The sequence below is a fragment of the Ruegeria sp. BC2 genome, assembly GCF_056539245.1.
On sequence record NZ_JBQFUQ010000001.1, the window covers coordinates 2,019,068 to 2,042,006 of the forward strand.

General features: G+C 65.5%; 22 protein-coding genes and 1 tRNA gene. 4 read left to right on the forward strand and 19 right to left on the reverse strand.

All coding sequences use genetic code 11. The features are described from left to right. Window positions 1-43 precede the first annotated feature (43 nt). Window positions 44-919 (reverse strand): carbon-nitrogen hydrolase family protein, encoded by an 876-nt coding sequence (locus tag ACR0CU_RS10005; RefSeq protein WP_170366711.1) that lies wholly within the window; start codon window positions 917-919, stop codon window positions 44-46. A 195-nt stretch (window positions 920-1,114) separates the two neighbouring features. Here ACR0CU_RS10005 and ACR0CU_RS10010 point away from each other — a divergent pair, with 195 nt between their 5' ends. Then, on the forward strand, window positions 1,115-2,290 hold the full coding sequence (locus ACR0CU_RS10010) for a S41 family peptidase (RefSeq protein WP_170446997.1): 1,176 nt from the start codon (window positions 1,115-1,117) through the stop codon (window positions 2,288-2,290). Between the two features lie 55 nt (window positions 2,291-2,345). Here ACR0CU_RS10010 and ACR0CU_RS10015 read toward each other — a convergent pair whose 3' ends face one another. From ACR0CU_RS10015 to ACR0CU_RS10055, 9 genes are all read right to left on the reverse strand, one after another. After that, window positions 2,346-2,939, reverse strand: coding sequence for a GNAT family N-acetyltransferase (locus tag ACR0CU_RS10015; RefSeq protein WP_480642928.1), 594 nt, complete (start codon window positions 2,937-2,939; stop codon window positions 2,346-2,348). After that, the gene (locus tag ACR0CU_RS10020; protein WP_480642930.1) at window positions 2,932-3,330 is read right to left on the reverse strand and encodes a ketosteroid isomerase-related protein; all 399 of its coding nucleotides are present in this window, start codon (window positions 3,328-3,330) and stop codon (window positions 2,932-2,934) included. Before ACR0CU_RS10020 ends, ACR0CU_RS10015 begins: the two co-directional genes overlap by 8 nt. Then, window positions 3,327-3,785 (reverse strand): arsenate-mycothiol transferase ArsC, encoded by a 459-nt coding sequence (locus ACR0CU_RS10025; protein WP_170358064.1) that lies wholly within the window; start codon window positions 3,783-3,785, stop codon window positions 3,327-3,329. Before ACR0CU_RS10025 ends, ACR0CU_RS10020 begins: the two co-directional genes overlap by 4 nt. A gap of 3 nt (window positions 3,786-3,788) precedes the next feature. Next, window positions 3,789-4,268 carry a UPF0262 family protein gene (locus ACR0CU_RS10030; protein ID WP_093962859.1) on the reverse strand — a complete coding sequence of 160 codons (480 nt, stop codon included), beginning with the start codon at window positions 4,266-4,268 and terminating at the stop codon, window positions 3,789-3,791. Window positions 4,269-4,362: 94 nt separating this feature from the next. After that, window positions 4,363-5,664 (reverse strand): histidinol dehydrogenase, encoded by a 1,302-nt coding sequence (gene hisD / locus ACR0CU_RS10035; RefSeq protein WP_480642933.1) that lies wholly within the window; start codon window positions 5,662-5,664, stop codon window positions 4,363-4,365. Between the two features lie 58 nt (window positions 5,665-5,722). Further along, window positions 5,723-6,244 carry a GNAT family N-acetyltransferase gene (locus tag ACR0CU_RS10040; RefSeq protein WP_170453048.1) on the reverse strand — a complete coding sequence of 174 codons (522 nt, stop codon included), beginning with the start codon at window positions 6,242-6,244 and terminating at the stop codon, window positions 5,723-5,725. A gap of 1 nt (window position 6,245) precedes the next feature. Beyond that, a complete protein-coding gene (locus ACR0CU_RS10045) occupies window positions 6,246-6,722 on the reverse strand; it encodes a DUF2948 family protein (RefSeq protein WP_480642935.1) in 477 nt (158 codons plus the stop codon). Beyond that, on the reverse strand, window positions 6,722-7,987 hold the full coding sequence (gene murA / locus ACR0CU_RS10050) for a UDP-N-acetylglucosamine 1-carboxyvinyltransferase (protein WP_170447005.1): 1,266 nt from the start codon (window positions 7,985-7,987) through the stop codon (window positions 6,722-6,724). Before murA ends, ACR0CU_RS10045 begins: the two co-directional genes overlap by 1 nt. A 6-nt stretch (window positions 7,988-7,993) precedes the next feature. After that, window positions 7,994-8,149: a hypothetical protein gene (locus ACR0CU_RS10055; RefSeq protein WP_170447007.1), complete on the reverse strand. Its 156-nt coding sequence runs from the start codon at window positions 8,147-8,149 to the stop codon at window positions 7,994-7,996. A gap of 83 nt (window positions 8,150-8,232) precedes the next feature. On the opposite strand from ACR0CU_RS10055, the gene ACR0CU_RS10060 reads away from it, so the two are divergent. After that, window positions 8,233-8,307: transfer RNA gene (locus tag ACR0CU_RS10060), tRNA-Thr, on the forward strand. A 274-nt stretch (window positions 8,308-8,581) separates the two neighbouring features. Here ACR0CU_RS10060 and ACR0CU_RS10065 read toward each other — a convergent pair. The 5 genes from ACR0CU_RS10065 to ACR0CU_RS10085 form a co-directional block, all read right to left on the reverse strand. Next, entirely contained in the window at window positions 8,582-8,827 is a 246-nt protein-coding gene (locus ACR0CU_RS10065) for a MoaD/ThiS family protein (RefSeq protein ID WP_040633350.1), read from the reverse strand. Beyond that, a complete protein-coding gene (locus tag ACR0CU_RS10070; protein WP_480642937.1) occupies window positions 8,820-11,075 on the reverse strand; it encodes a xanthine dehydrogenase family protein molybdopterin-binding subunit in 2,256 nt (751 codons plus the stop codon). Before ACR0CU_RS10070 ends, ACR0CU_RS10065 begins: the two co-directional genes overlap by 8 nt. Then, complete coding sequence (locus ACR0CU_RS10075) at window positions 11,075-11,554, reverse strand: (2Fe-2S)-binding protein (RefSeq protein WP_480642939.1); 480 nt, start codon at window positions 11,552-11,554, stop codon at window positions 11,075-11,077. The genes ACR0CU_RS10070 and ACR0CU_RS10075 overlap by 1 nt, the downstream gene beginning before the upstream one ends. After that, window positions 11,551-12,417, reverse strand: a complete 867-nt coding sequence (locus tag ACR0CU_RS10080) for an FAD binding domain-containing protein (protein ID WP_480642941.1) — start codon at window positions 12,415-12,417, stop codon at window positions 11,551-11,553. Before ACR0CU_RS10080 ends, ACR0CU_RS10075 begins: the two co-directional genes overlap by 4 nt. A 126-nt stretch (window positions 12,418-12,543) precedes the next feature. After that, window positions 12,544-15,756 carry a reductive dehalogenase gene (locus ACR0CU_RS10085; protein WP_480642942.1) on the reverse strand — a complete coding sequence of 1,071 codons (3,213 nt, stop codon included), beginning with the start codon at window positions 15,754-15,756 and terminating at the stop codon, window positions 12,544-12,546. Between the two features lie 75 nt (window positions 15,757-15,831). Here ACR0CU_RS10085 and ACR0CU_RS10090 point away from each other — a divergent pair, with 75 nt between their 5' ends. Continuing rightward, a complete protein-coding gene (locus ACR0CU_RS10090) occupies window positions 15,832-16,734 on the forward strand; it encodes a LysR family transcriptional regulator (RefSeq protein WP_170447017.1) in 903 nt (300 codons plus the stop codon). Here the strand turns inward: ACR0CU_RS10090 and ACR0CU_RS10095 are convergent. Further along, a complete protein-coding gene (locus ACR0CU_RS10095; RefSeq protein WP_170447019.1) occupies window positions 16,725-17,576 on the reverse strand; it encodes a LysR substrate-binding domain-containing protein in 852 nt (283 codons plus the stop codon). The two genes, ACR0CU_RS10090 and ACR0CU_RS10095, sit on opposite strands and share 10 nt — an antisense overlap. A gap of 104 nt (window positions 17,577-17,680) precedes the next feature. Here ACR0CU_RS10095 and ACR0CU_RS10100 point away from each other — a divergent pair, with 104 nt between their 5' ends. Then, window positions 17,681-18,385, forward strand: a complete 705-nt coding sequence (locus ACR0CU_RS10100) for an SDR family oxidoreductase (RefSeq protein WP_170447021.1) — start codon at window positions 17,681-17,683, stop codon at window positions 18,383-18,385. A gap of 4 nt (window positions 18,386-18,389) precedes the next feature. Here the strand turns inward: ACR0CU_RS10100 and ACR0CU_RS10105 are convergent, their stop codons facing one another. From ACR0CU_RS10105 to ACR0CU_RS10115, 3 genes are read right to left on the reverse strand one after another with little or no spacing between them, the layout of a single operon-like run. Continuing rightward, the gene (locus tag ACR0CU_RS10105; RefSeq protein WP_170447023.1) at window positions 18,390-19,664 is read right to left on the reverse strand and encodes an NAD(P)/FAD-dependent oxidoreductase; all 1,275 of its coding nucleotides are present in this window, start codon (window positions 19,662-19,664) and stop codon (window positions 18,390-18,392) included. 42 nt (window positions 19,665-19,706) lie between these two features. Further along, window positions 19,707-20,741 (reverse strand): ACP S-malonyltransferase, encoded by a 1,035-nt coding sequence (locus ACR0CU_RS10110; protein WP_170447025.1) that lies wholly within the window; start codon window positions 20,739-20,741, stop codon window positions 19,707-19,709. Then, complete coding sequence (locus tag ACR0CU_RS10115; protein WP_170447027.1) at window positions 20,738-22,927, reverse strand: dehydrogenase E1 component subunit alpha/beta; 2,190 nt, start codon at window positions 22,925-22,927, stop codon at window positions 20,738-20,740. The genes ACR0CU_RS10110 and ACR0CU_RS10115 overlap by 4 nt, the downstream gene beginning before the upstream one ends. Window positions 22,928-22,939: the final 12 nt, after the last annotated feature.

Sequence of the window (22,939 nt, forward strand, 5' to 3'; positions counted from 1 at the left end):
CTTAAATGAGCCTATTTCGGCCTTATTTCAAGGGTGGAATCACTTAAAGACGCGACATTGTGACCGATTCGACTCGGGGCGTCTGCTCGGTCCAGTGGGATCGGTTCAGGACATGGCCATCCGCCCGAACTTCGGCGATCGCCGACAGATCGACGTCTGCGTAGGTCCAGCCGGGCTGGTTGAGCACGCCTTCCGACAGCACGCCGGTTTGTGGAAAGCCCTTGTCCGGCGGGCCGAAAACGCCTCCGGTCCCAGTGTTTGCGTCCACGGACTGGGACCATTCATTGTTACCCACCAGCGAAGCCATCACCGTAACGCATTGATTCTCCAATGCACGCGCCATCGCGCCGATGCGGACCCGCCAATAGCCCGACAGGGCCTCGGTGCAGGACGGCACAAGAATCACGTCGGCCTCTGACAGGGCACGGCCCAGCAGGGGAAACTCGCTGTCATAGCATATCAGAACGCCAATACGGCCCAGCGCCGTCTCGAAGATCTTTAGCGGTCCGCCCGGCGCGATGTCCCAATCTTCGCGCTCGAACCGGGTCATGATCTGCTTGTCCTGATGATCCTGCGCGCCTGAGGGGGCGTAGAATTCGGCGCGGTTCACCGGGCGAACTGGGCCGGCCTGAACCGGGGCGGACGCACCCAGAATGTACACATTGTATGCGGCCGAGAGGCGCCGATGCAGGATTTGTACATCTTCCATCCGCTCGAATACCGCCTGGATCGAGCGTTCGAGATCCCCCGCAACCTCGGCCCCGGCCAGCGTCGAAAGCTCCATCGCGCCGTACTCGGGAAACACCAGCAGTTCAGCCCCCTGCCCAGCGGCCTGCGAAACCCAAGCGTCCAGCTTGTCTTCGTACTGCGCCCAACTGTCCAGCCAGTCGAGATTGTAGGCGGCGGTGGCGATTTTCATGATGCGGGTTCCAATGCTGTTCTTGCGAAGAAGTAAATAGCCGTTGTTGACCGGTGTACAGGCCAATCGGGCTGCGCCCTGCAACAGAAACTTTTGGTTCGATGCATAGCCTTGCAAAGCGAGGGTCCGGGCCGGGAGAGCGCCGGACCCGCACCCAATCTGGACATTGCCGATCGGCCATGCGCACTGTGACCCATGTCGCTGATCGATGACCTGGAGCTCATTCTGGAGACTGTCCTGCCAAACGACCCCAGCTTTTGGCGGATCGAAAGGGCGGCGATAGACAGCTGTGTCAGCGACAGTCGGCGATACGCACTTGAGGGCTCGGTCGAGGCATTTCTGCTGTCGGCGATGCGCCTTGTGGCACTTCCCAACAACGGGCACACAAGGCTGATCCCAAATGATGCCATCTCGGTGTTGCCTCTGCGGTTCGTGAGCGTGGGGCGTTCCGTCCAAGTCCTTGGATCGGCATCAAGGGTGATCGCCCCACAAGGCAAGCTGCTGGCAGTCAATGGCGCAGCTGTAAGCGAAATCGAGGCCGCGGCGGACAAATTTCTGGCGGGAACGCGCCAGAGGAAGCGGGTCATCGGTCCGATTATCCTGGCTTGGCCGTACGCGTTGGAACGGCTGGGATTTTCGTCCGACGACGGTATGACCGAGTATCATGTGCAGGACGAAAACGGGCAGACAACCAATCTGAAAGTAGCAAATGGAAACACCGTTCCTGCGTCGACGCTCTACCCGAGAAACGAGCACGGCAAAGCCGATCCAGCATGGGAACCCGAGAGCTTTGTGGAGATTGAGGATTGGCAGGCACTTGGGCTTTCAATTCAACTGCCGAGCTTCTTTGACCCAGGCAAAGATGCGCTGCGCAAAGCCATATCCGAGGCAGCGGATCGCGTGCGCGCTTGCTCTGACAAAACACTCTTTTTTGACGTTCGCGGAAACACCGGCGGTGATTTTCTTCTGACGATGCCTTTGATCGACGCAATCGCGCAAAGCGCAAGTCAGCGGGTCGTCGTACTTGTCGATAAATTCACGTTCTCCGCCGCGATCGTGTTTGTCGCCATCCTCAAGCATCGCTTGGGTGACAGGCTCAAACTCATCGGGGAAGAAATGGGAGACGGACTGACGTTCTTTGCCGAAGGTGGGTTGCTTGACTTGCCAGCGAGCGGAGCGGTCGTTCGATACTCCTCCGCATTTCACGATTGGAGGACGGGAACGTCTGACGAAACGACACCGCCCGAAATCGCGCGGCAAATCGTGCCCGTGGGAGAATTGAACCTGGATCGGGAATGTGTCGCAGGACCATTGGGCGCTGGAGCACGAGGAGCGTTCTATCGACGGATCCTCGAAGATTGTCGCGGCTAGACGAACGGCTGTCGGCGCGCGTGCCAGCGGGCACACACAACGCGTTGCGGCGGGTTCACAAATCCCTGATCCAGAACTGCAACGGTTTGAGGGTTTCCGAGTCCTCGCCCAGGTCCTTCCACGAAAATCGGGCGATCACGCCGGGCAGGGGCGCATAGCCCCGCGCGCGCCAGAACGGGTCGAGCGGCCGGTAGCCGGCCGGCCGCATCGGGTGGTCGTCCGGACGCTGCACGCCGCAGAAGGCGCATTTGGCAAAGCCCAAGGCACGGGCATGGCTTTCCCGCAGGTCAAAGAACGCATGTCCGACGCCCTGCCCCCGATAGGCGGGCAGCAGCACGGATTCGGCGCAATAGAAGATCTGCGAAAGGTCCAGCCCGGTGCCGTCGAAAGCGGCGGCGAAATCCTCGGCATGGTCGGCCAGCGGCGCGCCGGTCGCGGCACCCACAAGCCTTTCGCCGTCAAAGGCGCCGACGACGATCGCCCGGTCGCTGTCGCGGTAGGATTGCAGGTATCCGCGCTCGTAGGCCAGATCGCCGTCATAGAGATAGGGCCAGTCGCGGAACACCGCGATGCGCATGCGCGCCACGTCGTCCAGCGCCGCCTCGAGCGCCGGCCCCGTCAGCGCGCGGACCCGCGTGACCTCAGCCACCCGACACCTGTTTCACCCAGTCAGCCAGATTGTAATAGGTGGTCACGCGGGTGATCTTGCCGTCCTTGAGGTCAAAAAAAGACCCGGCGGGCAGGCGATAGGACTGGCCCGAGGCCGCGGGCAAGCCGGCATCGGTTTCCAGATAGGTGCCGTTGACGATGTATTCGGCGGCGGCGCGGGTGCCGCTATCGGCCTCGAAGATCACCATGTCGGTCAGGGTCTCGCGATAGCAGCGGTTCATATGCGCGCAGAATTCGGCGAATTTCTCTTTGCCGACGCGAATCTGGCCTTCGTTCACGTGATGGGCCACGTCGTCGGACAGGCAGGCCAGCATGCCGGCCACATCCCCGGCGTTGAAGGCATCGAAATAGGCTTGGACGGTCTGGGTCATGCGATCTCCGTAGGTTCCCCCCAGCGATCCTTCAGGTGTTTGATGATCTGATCGCGGGTCTGACGGTAGTGGTGTAGCTTTTCCTCGCGCGTCTCGCCCAGTCCGGTAGGGTCCATTATTGGCCAATAATCGACATCGAGGTGAAAAACCCGCGTCAGCTCCAGCGCTTTGCGCTGGCTGGCAGGCGACAGGGCCACGATCAGGTCGAATGATCCCAGGTCATCCCCCCATTCCTGCATCTCGTCGAACGACCGCGACCGGTGGCGTGACAGTTCCACGTCGATCTCCTGGCAGACGGCGATGCTGAACCCGTCGATTTCAAGGTCGTTGTGTACCCCGGCCGACTGCACGTAGGTGCCGGTGCCATAGAATTTCTTCATTATGCCTTCGGCCATGGGCGAGCGCACCGCGTTGTGGTCGCAGCAGAACAGGACCGAATGCGGCAGAGGCTTCACCCGTCAGCCTCCGAAATGCAACACGCAGATCAGCGTGAACAAGCGGCGGGCGGTATCGGTGTCGATCTCGGCCTTGCCCTCGAGCCGTTCTTGCAGAACCCGGCTGCCCTCGTTATGAATGCCGCGCCGGGCCATATCGATGGTTTCGATCTGGCTGGGCGGCAGGGTCTTGACCGCATCGAAATAGCTTTCGCAGATCTGGAAGTAGTCCTTGACCACCTGCCGGAACGGACCCAGTGACAGATGGAACTCGGCGGCTTTCTGGCTGTCTTCGGTGGTGACGTCGAACACCAGCCGCTTGTCGCGGATCGACAGTTGCACATGATAGGGGCCGTCGGGCACCAGCCGGTCGTCACGTTTGGGCAGGGCAAACGAGTTTTCCTCGAGCAGGTCATAGATCGCAACCTTGCGCTCCTGCTCGATCTCGGGCGTGGGCGGTGGCAGGTTTCGATCGTCCAGTTCGATATGCGAAATGCGGGTCATAGTCATCGACTTCCGTTCAGGTCAGGCCAGACCTAGCGCACCTATGCCCGCGGGACAACGCGGGAAACGGGCCGGACGCAAGGTCAGATGGCCGTCAACCGTTCAGCCGCTTGAGCCGAGCACCCACGGATAGCCCGTGCGCCTCCAGGCTTTCCGACCGCGCCAGCTGCTCGGCCGCCGGGCCGATGGCGCGCAGAGCCTCGGGGGTCATATGGCTGAGCGTGGTGCGTTTGAGGAAATCCATCACGCTGAGCCCCGACGAAAACCGGGCCGAGCGTGCGGTAGGCAGCACATGGTTCGGGCCGCCGACATAGTCGCCGATGGCCTCGGGCGTGTACTGGCCCAGAAAGATCGCGCCGGCATGGGTAGTCTTGCGGCTCAGCGCCGCCGGATCGGCCACGCACAGTTCCAGATGCTCGGGTGCGATGCGGTTCGACAGCGTGGCGGCCTCGTCCAGGTCGCGCACGGTGATTACAGCACCATAGTCGCGCCAGCTCGCCCCGGCGATCGCGCGTCGTTCGAGCGTCTCCAGCCGTTTTTCCACCGCCTCGGCCACCGCGCAGCCGAAAGCGGCGTTGTCAGTGATCAGGATCGACTGGGCGCTTTCATCATGCTCGGCCTGGCTGAGCAGGTCCAGCGCGATCCAGTCGGGGTCGTTGTCCTTGTCCGCGATCACCAGAATTTCGGACGGCCCCGCGATCATGTCGATGCCCACCTTGCCGAACACCCGCCGTTTGGCCGCCGCCACGAAGGCGTTGCCCGGCCCGGTGATCTTGTCCACCGGCGCGATGGTTTCCGTGCCATAGGCCAGCGCCGCAATCGCCTGCGCGCCGCCGATACGATAGATCTCGTCGACGCCCGACAGGCGCGCGGCCAGCAGCACCAGCGGGTTGACCTGCCCGTCCGGCGTGGGCACCACGATGGCCAGACGCTCGACCCCGGCCACCTTGGCGGGAATGGCATTCATCAGCACCGAGGACGGATAGGAGGCCAACCCGCCCGGCACGTAAAGCCCCGCGGCAGCGACCGCCGACCAGCGCCAGCCCAGCGTCGCGCCCGCCTCGTCGGTCCATTCCTGATCCTGCGGCATCTGCCGTTCGTGATAGGCGCGGATGCGCGCGGCGGCCAGTTCCAGCGCCGCGCGGTCATCGTCGCTGACGGTTGCGATGGCCTGCGTCACCTCGTCGGCGCTGAAGGCCAGCGTGTCCGGCGTCAGCTGCAACCGGTCGAATTTCGCCGTCAGCTCGATCACCGCAGCATCGCCGCGCGACCGCACGTCGGCGATGATCTGCGCCACGACGGCGTCGACATCGGGGCTGTCTTCGCGTTTGGCGGACAGAAGGGCTTGGAAACCGGTTTCGAAATCGGCGGATGTCGTGTCGAGGAAAACGGGCATTTGCGTACTCCGGGGCGTTTGAACGGGTCTTATCGCCCGCCGGGGCGGGCCTCAACCCTCAGCCCGGGGGGTGCAGCGATTTGCGCAGGGGGAATTGGGGCATACCGTTCCAGTCCGCGGGCTCCCCTGCAGCGACCCAGCCATACCGGCGATAGAAGCCCAACGCGGTCCGGGTGGACATCAAATGGGCCACGGGGGCCCCTGATGTGGCCAGTTCGGCCTCGAGCCGGGACAGCAACGCGGCACCGACCCCCTGCCCTGCGTGGCCCGGATCAACATAAAGCAGCGAAATCTCGGCCGGTGCGCGCAGCCCACCGACGGCGGCCACATTTCCGTTCCGCTCGGCCAGCCAGATCTGGGTGCCCGAGATGATCCAGTTGCGAACGGACTGCGGGTCCTTGTTGGCAGTCCACGCTGCGATCTTGTCTGGTCGATTTCCGTGGTCGGCCTCACACAGTCGGGTGATGGAGCGGACCAGAGCCTGACTCAACCCGAACACGTCGAACACGGTGGCCCGGCGCAGCGACACGCCGGCCTGCCCCGGAGACAGCGCCTGCGAAATGCCACGCTTGTTCTGCATGTCAGTCCGCGTGCCGAGGCGCCTTGCCCGAAGGCGCACGATAGGGGCGGGTCACATCCTTGAGCGTTGCATCAACCGCTTCCACCGTCAGTCGGATCGCGCCATCCCCGGCCAGCACAAGCAGCACCTCGCCCGTGCCATCATCCGAAGGGTGGAACTCGATATCAAGAACCGAGAGGATCAGGTCCTTGTCGGATCGATCAACCCCTTGGCTGGACACCGACAGGACCGAGTCGAATACCAGCAGCGACTGCACCCGCTCGAATTCCCGACCACGGCGCTCGGCTGCTTCCTTGTCCTCCCACCGGAACCGGTTGAGCAGCAAGGCAAAGCGGCGGCGGGTTGGTTGCCAGGTCATTTCGCTGACCGGAAAAACCGCATCCTGCGTCAGCGTTGCGATCACCTTGAGGTCCTCGGCATCCAATGCGCCAAGGTTCAGCGGCGCCTCGCGCCCGTCTTCGAATGTTGCGTCTGCCATCAGCCCTTGATCCGTTCTATCTTCGCGCCCACGCCTTCCAGCTTGCGGACCACATGCTCATATCCGCGGTCCAGATGATAGACCCGGCTGACGGTTGTTTCGCCCTCGGCCGCCAACCCGGCCAGGATCAGCGAGACCGAGGCCCGCAAATCGGTGGCCATGACTGGCGCACCCTTAAGACGCTCGACCCCGGTCACCGTCGCGGTGCCGCCATGCACCTCGATCTGCGCGCCCATGCGCACCAGTTCAGGGGCGTGCATGAAGCGGTTCTCGAAAATCCGCTCCTCCAGCACCGAGGTTCCCTCGGCCGTGCACATCAGCGCCATCATTTGCGCCTGCAGATCGGTAGGAAAGCCCGGGAACGGCTCGGTCACCACGTCCACGGCGCGCACCCGGCCATTCTTGCGAGAGACCTTCAGACCCTGCTTCGTCTCGGCAACGTCCACCCCTGCGGCCGTCAGCTTTTCGACGAAGGATTCGACCAGTGACAGACGGCCGCCCAGCAGTTCGACCTCACCGCCGCAAATGGCGGGGGCCAGCATGTAGGTGCCCAGCTCGATCCGGTCGGTGACCACCTGGTGCGTAGCCCCGTGCAGGCGGTCGACACCCTGGATCTCAATGGTCGAGGTGCCCTCGCCGTCAATCTGCGCGCCCATGCTGCGCAGGCATTGAACCAGATCCACGATCTCGGGCTCGCGTGCGGCGTTTTTCAGAACCGTGGTGCCCTTGGCCAGCGTCGCGGCCATGACGATGTTCTCGGTGGCACCCACTGAGGCAAAGCGCATTTCATGCACCGCGCCCTTCAATCCACCTGGCGCCTTGGCGTGCAGGTAGCCGTCCTTCAACTCGATTTCGGCGCCCAGTGCTTCCAGCCCCTCGACATGCAGGTCCATCGGCCGCGCCCCGATGGCACAACCGCCCGGCAGCGACACCACGGCCTGCCCGAAACGCGCCAATAGCGGCCCCAGAACAAGGTTCGAGGCCCGCATTTTGCGCACGATCTCGTAATCGGCCGTGTGACTGGTCAGATCATGGCTGGACATCGCCAGAACCTGCCCGTCCTGCAGGGCCGACACCTCGGCCCCCAGCGACTGCAGCAGCGCGGTCATGGTCTTGATGTCGCTCAGACGCGGCGCGTTGGTCAGCGTCAGCGGATCTTCGCTGAGCAACGTGGCCGGCATCAGCGTCAGACAGGCATTTTTGGCCCCCGCGATCGGAATTTGGCCGTGAAGCGGCCCGTTGCCCGTTACCAGAATCGAATCCATCTGCTCTTAGTCCTTGTGCTGTCCCAGCCGGTCATCCTGTGCGCTGCGCGCCTTGGCCTGCGCCTTGCGCCGCGCCAGGTTTGCCTTGAGGGCAGCCTTGAGCCGATCTTCGCGCGCGGATCCGGATTGTCCGTGTTTTTTGGGTGATTTTTTCTCTGCCATGATCTTTCTCTACAGGAGGCGAAAAAAACCGTCCAGAGACCCTTGCGCCCCGTTTCGTTTGAGTCTAATCACCCGCCCACAGCGCTGCTGTAGCTCAGAGGTAGAGCACTCCCTTGGTAAGGGAGAGGTCGAGAGTTCAATTCTCTCCAGCAGCACCATCTTCCAGTTTTTTCCCGGATTCCGTTGCACGACGCCTCACTATCTTGGCAGCAACGACTTCCCCAACGTCAACCAGACATGGCCGGAAATCACACACATCTGACACCTTCCCGCAATACTAATGCCAATATTGCAATACATAGCGGATCAATCCTGCCGATCCGTTTGATGGTGTTTTTTTAACGAGGGGGTACTTCGGTAGGACCAGGGGTGAGGCCGAAGCGCCGAATTCAAGACCGGGGCTTCCGGTCCTCCCCCGCCGATTTCACGGGGCTACCCGCCCCGCAACCTCTGCATCAGATAGACTTCGGCACCTTCGGGAATGGGTTCGGACAGACCCGCTGCAATGATCCGGCCATTGACGGCAACGGACACGCCCGCGTCGATCGGCGCCTGCAGTTGCGGATGAAGGCGCACCAGTTCGCGCAGCAGCTCGCCGGTTGTCGCAGCCTGAACCTGCACCACTTCCTGGCCCCCGGTCAGAGACCGGAGGCCGGACCAGAGATGGACCTCAACCATTGCCCTTGAGCGCGGCCAGAATGCGCGGCGGCGACATCGGCAGTTGCCGCATCCGCACGCCCGCTGCGTTCGAAACCGCATTCGCGATGGCCGCCAGCGGTGGCACGATGCCGGTTTCACCCACGCCACGCACGCCGAACGGGTGGCCCGGGTTGGGCACCTCGACGATCACCGTGTCGATCATCGGCAGGTCGCTGGCCACCGGAATGCGATAGTCGAGGAACACCGGATTCTGCAGCCGGCCATCCTCGCCATAGATGTATTCTTCGTTCAGCGCCCAGCCGATGCCCTGCGCCGCGCCGCCCTGGAACTGGCCCTCGACATAGGCGGGGTGGATCGCCTTGCCCGCGTCCTGGATGACGGTGTAGCGGGCGATCGAGGTCTTGCCGGTTTCGGGATCGACCTCGGCATCGACGATATGGGTGCCGAAGGACACGCCGGCGCCTTCGGGGGTCGCCTCGAAATGGCCCGAGATCGGCCCACCTGTGCGCCCCATGTCGGCGGTGATCTCGGCCAGCGGCAGCGGGTCGAAATCGCCCGCGTTGGGGCCGGACGGCACCGCGCAGCCGTTTTCCCATTTCACCGCGTCCACGGGGATGCTCCATTTGGCCGCCGCGCGTTCGCACAGTTTCTCAACCGCGTGCTGCGCCGCCTTGATCGTGGCCAGACCGCTGGCATAGGTCACGCGCGAGCCGTGGCTGACGTCGTTGTAACCCAGCGTGGCGGTGTCGGCGATGGTCACGCGGATGTTCTCGTATGGGATGCCCAGCACCTCGGCCGCCATCAGCGCCATCGACGCGCGCGAGCCGCCGATATCGGGCGTGCCGACCATCAGCTGCGCCGAGCCGTCCTCGGACAGGGCCAGCGACACCGAGGTCTCGCCCCCGTGGTTGAACCAGAACCCGCAGGCGACGCCCCGCCCCTGCCCCGGCTTCAGCGGCGCGGAATAATGCGGGTGGCCCTGGGCGGCCTCGAGCGTCTCGACCAGGCCGATCCGGTCATAGGTGGGGCCATAGCTGGCCTTGGTGCCCTCGCGCGCGGCGTTCTTCAGGCGAACCTCGATCGGGTCGAGGACCAGTTTCTTGCACAGTTCGTCGATGACCGATTCTACCGCAAACGCCCCCATCGGCGCGCCGGGCGCGCGATAGGCGGCCTGTTTCGGGCGGTTGGACATGACGTCATACCCCACCTGCCGCACATTGGTCAGGTTGTAGGGCGCAAAGGCGCACATCGCGGTCATGTCGCCCGGCGCACCCGGAAAGGCACCGCCTTGCAGGCGGAACACGCCCTGGGCGGCGGTGATGGTGCCGTCTTTCTTCATGCCGATCTTGACGTCCATCGAGGCCGAGGCCGTCGGCCCAGTGGCCCGCAGAACCTCGGACCGGGACATCACGATCTTGACCGGACGGTTGGCCTTGCGCGACAGCGCCAGCGCCACCGGTTCGATGAACACGGTGGTCTTGCCGCCGAACCCGCCGCCGATTTCCGATGCGGTCACGCGCAGCTGCGCGGTTTCGATCCCCAGCAATGCCGCGCAGGTTTTCTGCACGATCCAGTGGCCCTGGGTGCAGCACCATAGCTCGCCCTTGCCGTCAGCGCCCAGCGAGGCAAGGCAGGCGTGCGGTTCGATGTAGCCCTGGTGGGTGGCCTCGGTGACGAAGTGATCCTCGATCACCAGATCGGCCTCGGCAAAGCCCGCCTCGACATCGCCATGCCCGCTTTCGTGATAGCGCACGACGTTGGGGTGCATCCCCTCGGGCACCGAATAGTCGGCCGCGCCCTCGCGGATCACCGGAGCGTCGGGCGCCATCGCCTTGTCCACGTCGGTGACATGAGGCAGCACCTCGTATTCGACCTCGATCAGCTTGAGCGCATCCCGCGCCGCCAGCGCCGAGCTGGCCGCAACCGCCGCCACCGCGTGCCCGTCATAAAGCGCCTTTTCCCCGGCCATAACGTTTTCCAGAACGTTCCAGAACTCGCCCTCGAGCCCGGGCTTGAACGGGACATCGGCAAAATCGGCGCGGGTGACCACGGCTTTCACGTCCCGATGCGCCTCGGCCTTCGAGGTGTCGATCCGAACGATCCGCGCATGGGCGTGGGGCGAGCGCAGGATGGCGCCGAACAGCATGCCCGGCGCGGTCACATCAGCCCCGAACCGGGCGCGGCCGGTGACCTTGTCCAACCCGTCGGGACGGTTCGGGCGGGTGCCCACGAAGATGAAATGCGACTTGCGATCGTCGAGTGCCATTACGAAGCCTCCCGCAGCTCGGCGGCCGTGTCCAGAACGGCGCGGATGATCTTGTCATACCCCGTGCAGCGGCACAGGTTGCCGGCCAGCCAATAGCGGGCCTCTTCCTCGGTCGGGTCGGGGTTCTTTTCCAGCAGCGCCTTGGCGGCGACCAGAACGCCTGGTGTGCAGACCCCGCATTGCAACGCGGCATGGTCGATGAACCTGCGCTGCAGCGGGTGCAGGGTTTCGCCCCGGGCCATGCCTTCGATGGTTTCGATCTTCTTGCCCTCGGCCTCGACCCCCAGCACCAGGCAGGAACAGACGAGCCGCCCGTCCAGCGTGACCGAGCAGGCCCCGCAATCGCCGGTGCCGCAGCCTTCCTTGGCGCCGGTCAGGTTCAGCTTGTCGCGCAGACAGTCCAGTAGGGTTTCGCGCGCGTCGCACAGGTATTCGACCGTGTCGCCGTTGACGGTGGTGGTGACGTGATGCTTGGTCATGCGGTCTCTCCCTTGGCGCGGGCATAGGCGATTTTCGCGGCGCGTTTTGCCAGAACGCCGGCCACTTCGGTTCGAAATTCGATCGTGCCGCGCTTGTCGTCGATGGGTTTGCACGCGGCCGAGGCGGCGGCGGCCAGCGCCGCCAGCGCGGCATCGTCCAGCGTGGTGCCGATCAATGCCCGGGCGCAGTCTTCGACCAGCAGGACGGTGGGTGCCACGGCCCCCAGCGCAACGCGGGCCTCGGTGATCGTGTCACCATCGACGCGCAGGTTCACGCCCACGCCGACCACGGCGATGTCCATCTCGGTGCGCGGAATGAAGCGCAGATAGGCGTCGCCGCCACTCGCGCCTCGCGCCGGGATGTGCAGAGCCGAGATCAGTTCGCCCTGCGCCAGCGATGTCTTGCCGGGGCCGGTCGGAATGTCCTCGACCGCCACGACCCGATCGCCGTTCGGGCCGGTCACTGTCGCCGTAACCCCTGCGGCCACAATGGCCGGAACCGAGTCGGCTGCGGGCGAGCCGTTGCACAAGTTGCCCGTCAGCGTGGCACGGCCCTGAACCTGGGTCGAACCGATCAGGTCCATCGCCTCGACTACACCGGGCCACTCGCGGCCCAGTTGGGGATGTTCGCTCATCTCGGCGCCGGTGACGGCCACGCCCAGCGTCCAGCTGCCGTCGGCGTGGCGGGTGATGTCGCGCACCCCGTCGATGGCCTTGATGTCGATCAGGGTGTCGGGGGTCACGATCTCGGACCGCAGTTGCACCAGAACGTCGGTGCCGCCGGCCAGAAACCGCGTGATGCCCGTAGCATGGGCAGCCAGATCCGAAGCTTCGGCAAAGCTGGCGGGGCGGTGATATTGCATGATTGTACCTCGCGCCTGTTGGTCAGGGTTCACTGGGTTTGGGGCGACGTTAGAGCAGCCGCGCGGCGGCGTCCATGGCCCGCGCGACCTATTTTTTCGCCTGAGAATGTCGCTTTCCGACCGGGGTCAGAGGTCGATCTCGACCACCCCGCCCGGCTCGGCCGCGCGGCTCTGGCACAGAATCAGTGCCGATTCCCGCTGATTGCGCGACAGGACGAAATCGCGATGCTCGACCTCGCCCGCAATCAGCCCGCATTTGCAGACGCCGCAGATGCCGTCGGCGCATTTCACGTCGACATGGATGCCGGCCTCGTTCAGCACCTGCGCCGCGTCTTTGTCGACGGGCACCTCGAGGTCACGCCCTGACCGTGCCAGCCGCAAGGTGAACGGGTGGTTTTCAAAATCGGGCTGCTCGGGCACCGAGAAATACTCCAGATGCCGGGCCTCCTCGGGCCAGCCCTGGCGTTCGGCAGCCTGCATCACCGCCTCCATGTAGCGGTCCGGGCCGCAGGTATAGACATGCCAGCCGTCGCGATAGCCCGCCAGGATCGTGTCCAGATCGGCGCGGGTGCCCTCGTCCGAGACATGCATATGCACGCGGTCCGCCCAGGGCGCGGCGGCCAGATCGGCCAGATACCCCACCTTTTTCCGAGAGGGGACGGAATAATGCAGATCGAAATCGCGGCCCAGCGCGTGCAGGCGATACGCGAAGGCGATCATTGGGGTGATGCCGATGCCGCCACCCATCAGCAGAGTGCGGGTGGCGGTCTCGTCCAGTTCGAAATGATTGATCGGCTTTGACACGAACACCTTGCGGCCCGGCGTGAAGATCCGGTGCAGCAGGGCCGATCCGCCGCGGCCCTGATCCTCGCGCAGGACCCCGATCTGATAGGTCATGCGGTCGGCCGGGTCCCCGGACATCGAGTATTGCCGCAGAAATTCCGGTGCCACCAACACGTCCAGATGCGCGCCGGCCGTCCAATCCGGCAAGGGCGTACTATCTGGTGTGGAGAACTCGTATTTGGTGACGTCTGCCGTCATCTTCTCGACCTTCGACAGCACCAGCTGCATCACCGGCGCATCGCCCGAGATCGTGTAGCGGTGGATAACCGACATGTCTCCGGCGGCCAGACGGGTCTTGTAGTCCTCGGCCGTGACCATCGCCTTATAGGCGGCAATCCCGGCCTCGCGATCCATCGCGAACGGATAGGGCCAGGGATGCGGGGCCAGCGGGGCGGGATAGACGGCCAGCGTCTGATCCTCGTATTTCAGGTCAAGATCCTTTTGCAGATCGCGCCGGTTCAGCGGGTGCGCTGTGGGCCGATAGGCGCCGTCGGGCTGCAGTTCCAGATCCCACCACCATTTCTTGGTGTCGTTCAGCCCGCCATTGCCGAGCGCATCGTCCAGTTTCGCCAGCGCGGGCGCAGCGGCGGGAATGGTCATCGCAGCCCAGCGGAAGGGGCGTTCGGCGAACAGCCCTTCCAGGTTCCAGGGGCAGGTCTTCATGCAGCGCCCGCACATCGCCCCGCCGGGCGTGGTGATCCGGTAGGTGGCGCATTTCTGGCTGTCGGATTTCCAGATCTCGTAGCCGTTGAACATCAGCTTGGGCCCGGCGGTGATCGCCCCCGAGGGGCATTCGCGAGCACATTTGTTGCAGCTTTCGCAGAACCGCTGCAGGCCAAAGTCGATGGGCTTGTCGTGGGTCATGGGCATGTCGGTGGTCACCACACCCGATTTCAGGCGCGGGCCCAGGAACGGGTTCAGAATGACCTCGCCGATGCGGCTGACCTCGCCCAGCCCCGACAGCAACAGCAGCGGCGGCTGCAGCACTTCGCCATCCATCACCGTATGCGCCTTGGCCTTGTAGCCCAGATTGCGGATCTGACGGGCCAATACCCCACCCAGCAGCGAGAACCGCAGATAGGCGCGCATCGACTGGGCGACGCTGATCCAGTCATCGCCGGAGGCGCCCTCCATCGTCTCATAACCTTGGTCGATGATCATGCTGATGGCCTGATCGTGGGGCGGCAAGATCTCCTCGCCGGTGGCGTCGTGCGAATACCACGCCCATTCGGGGCAGCGGCTGAGGCCCACGGCATCGACGCCCAGGAAATAGCTGGCCGCCTTGATGTTCGCCGCGTTGCGCTCGGCATCGGTGGGGCTGGCGACCTCGGCGCTGTCGCCGTCCTGCAGCAGGACGAAGGCCCCCAGCGCGCGCCGTTGGGCAAAGCTGGGCGCGGATTTTCGGACGTAGTGCCCGCCCTTCGCCGCGTCCTGCAGAGGTTTGCCCATGTCGCCGAACTGCGCCCGCGCAAACATGTCGGCGCGTTTGGGCACGCGGGGCACGTTCGCTTCGTCGATATAGGTGGTCGGGCTGTCCACGCGTTTGAGCGTCTCGAACGGGTGCGCGCCATCGACATAGCGGCGGCGGGCGAAAGGGTCGCGGTTCAGCGCGCTTTTGGCAAAGCCCGCGCCCAGCCACCACGCGGGGCCTTGGGTTCGGAACCACGGCTGCCGGTCGCGCGGGGCCAGCGGTCGGTCATGGGCGATTTCCATCTCGGTGGTCACGGCGGCCAGCCCGAACCGACGCCCCAACCAAGGGGCTACGGCGGTGCCTTCTTCGGCCCAGACCAACCCGGCTGCGGCGGCAAGGCGCGGCAGGTCCACGTCCGAGGACATCACCGAATGCGCCCGCGCGTCATACCCCAACAGACGGATGTAGTTGGCGATCACCACCGCGTTTTCGGTGGCCAGCAGGCAGGCGCGGTGATCCTGCGCATCCAGGATCCACTCGGCGCCGGGCTCGGACGGATCGGGGTCGCGGTGATGTTCGTACAGGAACAAGATGGCATGGCGATGGGCGGTGATCGGCCCCGGCTGGGCCGCGACGCTGTCGCGCAGGTCGGCCATGATCACGTCGATCCCCGAGGCCAGGGTCTTCGTCTGCCGGGTCTGCAGCGCATGGGCCAACCGGTCGATATCAGGGTTGCGCCGGGGCTGGTCCAGCAGCGCCTGCGGCGGCAGAGGCCCGCAGCCCATCATCGATGCATCGTTGAAATAGCCGAATGCCTTCAGGTGGTTGGCGCGTTCAGCCGGATCGAGAGGCATCTCGGCCCGGGCCGGATTGACGAAACCATCGCGGATGGTGTCCAGCATCGCCTGAAACTCGCCCATTGCGTTGACGATGCTGTGGGGCTTTTCGGGGCGGTCGAAACTCAGCACCGGCATGGGCGCCAGCGCCGACAGATCGGGCAGCGCATCCTGTCGCCGCAGCCGCTCAAGCGGATAAGGACCCATGTGAACGGGTCGGTTCTTGTCCGAGAAAAAGCGGATCCCCATCGCGTGCCTCCTGTTGCCAAGCTTCCCCTAGCGCGGCATGAACAGCAATACCATTCATGGCGGATCATAAACGGTATGAAGAAAATTGATTTCACGGATCTGGATGGCAAGGTCCTGCGCACCTTCCTGACGATCCTCGAGGAAAACTCGGTGTCCAAGGCCGCCGACCGGCTGGGTGTCACGCAATCGGCCATCAGCCACACGTTGGCCAAGCTGCGGCAGGTGCTGGGCGACCCGCTGTTCGTGCGGTCGGGCCAGGGGCTGCGCGCAACCGAGCGAGCGCTGGCGCTGAAAGACCCGGTGCAAAGGGTGCTGGACGGGATGCGCGCCCTGACCGACGAGCGGCCCTTTGACCCGCTGTCTGAAGAGATCGCCGTGCAGATCGCCACCAACGACATGCCGCGCGAGCTGATCTTTCCGCAGTTGCTGCGCAGGGCGCGGGCCGATGGGGTGCGGCTGCGGCTGGGGTTCATGCCCTCGGGCGTGCCCGACCCGGAACTGCTGCGCAGCGACCGGTGCCAGCTGATGCTGACCCCGCTGCCGCCGGACGGTCCCGACATCTTTCAAAAGCTGTTGATGAGCAGCCCGCTGATGGTGTTTTACGACGCCGAACGGCGCGACCCGCCCGCCGACTGGGCCGCCTATTGCGCCTCGGACCATGTCGAGGTGCGGTTTCCCGATGGGCGCAACGCGCGGGCGGTGATGCGCGGCGTGGATCAAAGCCAGATTCGCCCGCCCACCGTGACTCTGCCGCATTTCAACGCGATCCCGGCCTTCGTGAAGGGCAGCGACCTGATCTCGACCGACACGGCGCTGATGAAACAAGGGCCTTTGACGGCGCTGGACTGTGCGCCCCTGCCCTTCAATTGCCAGCCGGTGTCGATCTACATGGTCTGGCACCAGCGGTTCGCCAACGATCCCGCCCATCGCTGGCTGCGGGGCCAGATCGCGGCGATTGCCGCCACGCTTCAGGCCTGAGCCCGCAGCCAGTCGCGCATCAGCGCCACCAGATCCGGCTGCCGTGGCTTGCGCGGGGTGACGATATGGAACCCCAGATCATCCAGCAGCACCTGCGCCAGCGGTTGCACCAACCGTCCCGCCATAAGCTCGGCCGCGACCAGTGGCGCATTGGCCAGCGCAAAGCCCTGCCCGGTCACGGCAGCGTCGATGGCCAGGCTGGTCTGGCTGAAATTCATCATCCTCGGGCGCCCCTGCACGCCGGCGCGTTCCAGAAACAGGGGCCACAGACCGTGTGAATCGCTCAGCAGCACATGCGCCAGCAGGTCCTGCGCCGATGTCACTTGCGCGGCTAGGTCAGGGCTGCCGACGACGACGAATTCGGTGGGGAACAGCGGCTCGGCCACAAGGCCGTCGCCAAACGGCGCGCGGCCCTGCCGCACCGCGATATCCACCCCGTCCGTCTGGAAATCGGCCAGCCGCTCGCGCGCATCGACCTGCACCGAGACATCCGGGTGGCGCGCGGTGAAATCGCCCAGCCGCGGCACCAGCCATTTCGAAGCAAAGCTGGGCGTGACCGACAGGGTAATCTGACGCTGGCCGGACAGGTCTTCGACCGCCTCTTCGATCAGACGGAAAGCGCGACGCAGGGGCGCGTGGAACCGCCGTCCGGCCTCGGTCAGCCGCAGACCGCGCGGCAGGCGGTCGAACAACGGGGTGCCCAGCCGCGCCTCGAGGCCCCGGACCTGCTGTGCCACGGCGCCTTGGGTGACACCCAGTTCCTGCGCCGCCAGCCTGAAGTTCAGGTGTCGGGCCGACGCCTCGAAGGCGCGCAGGGCATTCAATGGAGGAGGGGCAACCATGACGATCACACAGTAGATTTTCTACAGTCATAGGGCAGAAGAACTGATTGGTCAAACGGCCGGCCGCGCTTCATCTTGGCGGCAGATGGAAACGGAGAACGAAGATGACAGAAAAAGTGGCATTGATCTCCGCCGGCGGCAGCGGCATGGGCGCGGATGCGGCGCGGCGTCTGGCGGCGGACGGGTTCAAGGTGGGCATCCTGTCCTCGTCCGGCAAGGGCGAGGCACTGGCAGCCGAGCTGGGCGGCGTGGGCGTGACCGGCTCGAACCAGTCGACTGACGACCTGCAGAGGCTGGTGGATGCGGCGATGACCCATTGGGGGCGGATCGACGTGCTTGTGAACTCGGCCGGGCACGGCCCCCGCGCGCCGGTGCTGGAGCTGACCGACGAGGACTGGCACCGCGGCATGGAGGTCTATTTCCTGAACGCCGTGCGCCCCACGAGGCTGGTCACCCCGATCATGCAGGCGCAGGGCGGCGGGTCGATCATCAACATCTCAACCTTCGCGGCGTTTGAGCCCGATCCGGTCTTTCCGACCTCGGGCGTGTTCCGGGCCGGGCTTGCGGCGTTCACCAAGCTGTTCGCCGACAAGTATGCCGCCGAGAACATCCGCATGAACAACGTCCTGCCCGGCTTCATCGACAGCCTGCCGGAACAGGAGGAGTTCAAGGCCAAGATCCCCATGGGCCGCTATGGGCGCAGCTATGACGAGATCGCCTCGGTCATCGCGTTCCTGGCCTCCGAGGGCGGCGGTTACATCACCGGACAGAACATCCGAGTGGATGGCGGGATCACCCGCTCGGTCTGACCGGTCAGACCCTTGCCTTGACCAGATGCGTCAGCGTCGCGCCGGTCTCGAAAAAGGCGCAGCGCAGGCCGGTCCAGCTTTCGCTGTGCTCAGGCACCGGCGGCAGCGGCAGGCGGGCGGGGTCGCCCGACAGCAGGCTGTCGGCCATCATGCGGCCGAACACCGTGCCCGGCCCGATCCCGCGCCCGGAATAGCCATGCGCCGACAGCGCGTTCGGCCCGATCTGCACCAGCTTCGGGATATGGTCTGAGGTCATGGCGATGCGCCCGTGCCAGCTGTCCTTAAGCGGTTGGCCGGTCAGCGCGGGAAACATCTGCACCAGTTTGCGCGTGATCCAGCCGCGATGAGCGAAACTGCCCGCGTGGCCCAGATCGCCCATCGCCCCGATCACCAGCCGCCCGGCCTGATCCATGCGGAACGAGGTCATGATCAGCCCGGTATCCCAACAGCCCTCGCCCCCCGGCAGCAGGGTGGCGCAGATGTCCTCGGGCAGCGGGTCGGTGGCGTATTGGAAGTAGTAGACCGGTACATAGGCCTGTCGGGTGTCGGGCAGCCCCGTGTGATAGGCGTTGGTGGCTTGGATCAGCGCCTTGGCGCGCACAGAACCCAGCGGTGTGTCCAGATGCCAGACATCGCCATCATGGCGCAGGGTCTGCACCGGGCTGTTGGCGTGGATCGCGGCCCCGGCCTGCCGCGCGGCGCGGGCGAGGCCCTGCACATAGGCCAGAGGCTGGATCGTCCCGGCGCGCGGGTCGAAGATGGCGCCGTGAAAGGCCTCGCTGCCGGTGCGGCGGGCGGTTTCCTGCGCCGACAGCAGTTCGACCGGCGCGCCGTCGGCTGACAACTGTTGGCGGCGGGTTTGGAGGTCGCGCAGGCCCTTGGGCGAATGGGCCAGGTGCAGGGTTCCGGCCTGCACCGGCTCGCAATCGATGGCGTGGTCAAGGATCAGGCGGAACACTTCGGCCGGGGCCTGCGCCAGCAGGGTGATCAGCCGGTCGCCGGCCTCGTGGCCCAGATGGGCGCGGATCTCGGCCGGGGGCAGCCACAGCCCGGCATTGGCCAGCCCGACATTGCGGCCCGACCCGCCATGGCCGATCTCAAGCGCCTCGAGCAGGCAGACCGAAGCCCCCGCCTGCGCCGCGTGCAGCGCCGCCGAGCAGCCCGTATAGCCGCCGCCGATCACGGCAAGGTCCACCGTGACAGGCCCGGTCAGGGGCGGGGCATCCACCCGCTCGCGGCTGGTCTTGGTCCACAGGCTGGTTTCGGGGTCGGTGGTCATGGGCGGGATGTCCTTGAATGCGCGCGCAGATTCCCCGAGCGCTTAGCCGATGGCAAGAGGTCTTTGATCCTCGCGCCCCAAAGCGATCAGGAACGGGTCCTGCGCCTGCAGGGCCTGAAAGCTCTGCTTGTCGGACATGCCGCGCCAGTTGGCCAGCACCAGCGATTGCGCCACCGCGCCGCCCAGCGTGGCGCCGGGGCCGGTGACGATGAACAGGTCGGGCGCGAATTCACGGGCGGCGGTCTGCACCGCGCGGGTGAAGTCGTAGGGCTCGGTCACCTGATGGCCCAGCGTATAATCCCACAGCGCGCCCGTGTCGGTGGCGTCGGGCCACCAGATCTTGCCGCGCCCGTCGATCATCGGCAGGTCGGGCTGGGTGAACAGCGTGGCGGGCAGTTGGCGGCGGCCCTCCTGCGCCACGGGCGCCTGCAGGCGCGTGTGAAAGGCCGCGTGGTTGGCCAGCCTCATCGGGAACCGCTCTTGCACTACGGGCTGGGCGGCCTCGAAGGCCTTGAGCCCGGCTTCGTTGCCCGCCAGCACAAGCATCCCACCCAGGTCGATCGACAGGGCGAGGTCATGCTCCAGCAATGCATTGATACGCGCTACTTCGGCCAAAAGCTCGGCCTTGCGGGCGGGATCGTCGCGCCAGTCGTCGCCGGTGAAGGGATAGACCAGCTGCCCGCCGATCAGGTGGGTCTGCATCAGCGTGCCCATGGTGTTGACCACCCGGAACCCGTTTTCGGGCGACAGCGCCCCCGCGGCGGCCAGCGCGATATACCAGCCCATCGAGTTGCCGGTGACGGCCACCACCTCGATACCCTCGGCCAGCGCCTGCGCATCGGCCAGCGCCGCGGCGTAGATCAGCGGCGAGGCCACGTCGCCGCGGGAATACTTGCTGACCGAGAATCGCGACGCGCCGTCCAGTGCGGTCACCGCCTCCTGGCCCGTCTCGGCGCGGATCGCGTCGAATTCGCGGAACAGTTCCATGCGGTTCGAATGGTGACGGTGCAGATAGCCCAGCTCGGGCTTGTTGTAGGTGCCCCGGCCGGGGCAGATCACGACGGCGGTGCGGGTCATTTCTTGGCTCCGGTCAGGGTCAGGGCGGCGGCCACGATGCCATCCTTCGAGGGCAGCGGCGCGGCATAGGCGGGGCCGGTGGCGATGAAGCAATCCTCGGCCACCACACGGGCGGTGGGCAGGTCGGTCTGTTCGGCAAAGAGCGTCATCAGGGCCTCGGACTGGCTGCCGGTGCGGCGGCATTCATCGACGATCAGGACGTGTTTGCAGCCCTTGGTGGCCTCCAGCAGCGCCTGTTCCGGCAGCGGCGCCAGCCAGCGCATGTCGATGATGCGGGTCTTGAGGCCCGCCGCTGCCAGTTCGGGCAGCGCCTGTTTCGACAGGTAATGGCCGTTGCCGTAAGTCACGATCGCCAGATCGGTGCCGTCGCCATGCACGCCGACCTCGCCCGGCGCGATGCGTTCGTCGGACGCGGGATAGCGGGTCATCCACGCGCCGTCCTGCGCCTGATGCAGGTCGCGCATCGGGTAGAGCGCGATGGGTTCCACGAACACCACCACCCGCTGCTCCTCGCGCGCAAGGCGCACGCATTCGCGCAGCATCCGCGCCGCGTCCGCCCCGGTCGAGGGGCAGGCGATGATGACGCCCGGAATGTCGCGCAGCACCGCCAGCGAGTTGTCGTTGTGGAAATGCCCGCCAAAGCCTTTCTGGTAGCCCAGCCCCGCGATCCGCACGACCATCGGGTTGGTGAACTGCCCGTTCGAGAAGAAGGGCAGCGTGGCGGCCTCGCCCCGGATCTGGTCCTCGGCATTGTGCAGATAGGCGAGGAACTGGATCTCGGGGATCGGGAGAAAGCCGTTATGGGCCATGCCGATGGCTAGGCCGAGGATGGACTGTTCGTCCAGCAGCGTGTCGATCACCCGGTCGGGTCCAAAGCGCTGCTGCAGCTTCTGCGTCACGCCATAGACGCCGCCCTTGCGGCCCACATCCTCGCCCATGCAGACGATCTCGCCATGTTCCAGCATCAGGTCGGTCAGCGCCCAGTTGATCAGGCGGGCCATCGGCTGCGGGTCGTCCATCGCGCGCAGGTCGCTGCCGAAGGCGGCGGCGCGGGCCTCGGCGCTGGGGCCGTTGGTAGGTTTGCAGGGGCGCTTGGGCGGGATGAGGCTGGCCGCGACCTCGGCGGCGGTGGCCAGATGTGGGCGGGTGGCAGCCTGCGCCGCGATGCGGTCGGTGCGGGCGCAGGTCTGTTCATAGATATTCAGCGCCTGTTCGGGCGACAGCGCCCCGGCCTGATCCAGCAGGCGCACCGAATGCAGCAGCGGGTCGTTGGCCTCGTCGGCCTCGACCTCGGCGCGGCTGAGATAGGTGGTGGGCACATCCGCCCCCGCATGGCCATACAGCCGCACGGTTTTCAGGTGCAGGAAGGCCGGCTTGCGCCGGGTGCGGACGTATTCGGCCGCTTGCTGCGCCACCGCGAAGGTTTCATAGATGTCCAACCCGTTGGCCTGGAAATACCTGATGCCCGGACGATACTCCATCGAAGCCTGAATCCAGCCCTTGGGCGTCTTGACCGAGATGCCGATGCCGTTGTCCTCGCAGACAAAGAGCAGCGGCAGCGGGATCGACTGCACGCTGGTCCAGCCGGCGGTGTTGATCGCCCCCTGCGCGGTGGAGTGGTTGGCCGAAGCGTCGCCAAAGGAGCACATCGCGATGCCGTCCTCGGGCAGTTGCCGGTGTTCGGGGTCATGCCGCCGCGCCGCACCCAGGCTATAGGCCGCCCCCACCGCCTTGGACAGGTGGCTGGCGATGGTCGAGGTCTGCGGCGGGATCATCAGCGCCTTGGAGCCCAGCACCTTGTGCCGCCCGCCCGAGGTCGGGTCCTCCTTGGAACAGGCGAAACTCAGCAGCATGTCCCAGGCGATCTGCTGGCCGGGCACCTGCTCGGCCCGGGCGATCTGAAAGGCGGCGTCGCGATAGTGCAGAAAGGCGATGTCGGTCGGGCGCAGGGCATGGGCCACGGCGGCCATGCCTTCGTGCCCGGACGAGCCGATGGTGTAGAACCCCTGCCCCGCCTTCTGCATCGCCCGGCTGGTGCGGTCCAGCGCCCGGCTGAGGACCTGAGAGCGGAACAGCGAGACCGCCTCGGGCGCAGTCAGGCCCGGGCGCGGCGGCGCGCCCGCGGGCAGGTCGCGGTTGGCAACGCGGGTCAGGAAGTTTTCGTGAACGATCTGGGCGCGATCCATCTGGGTTCCCCG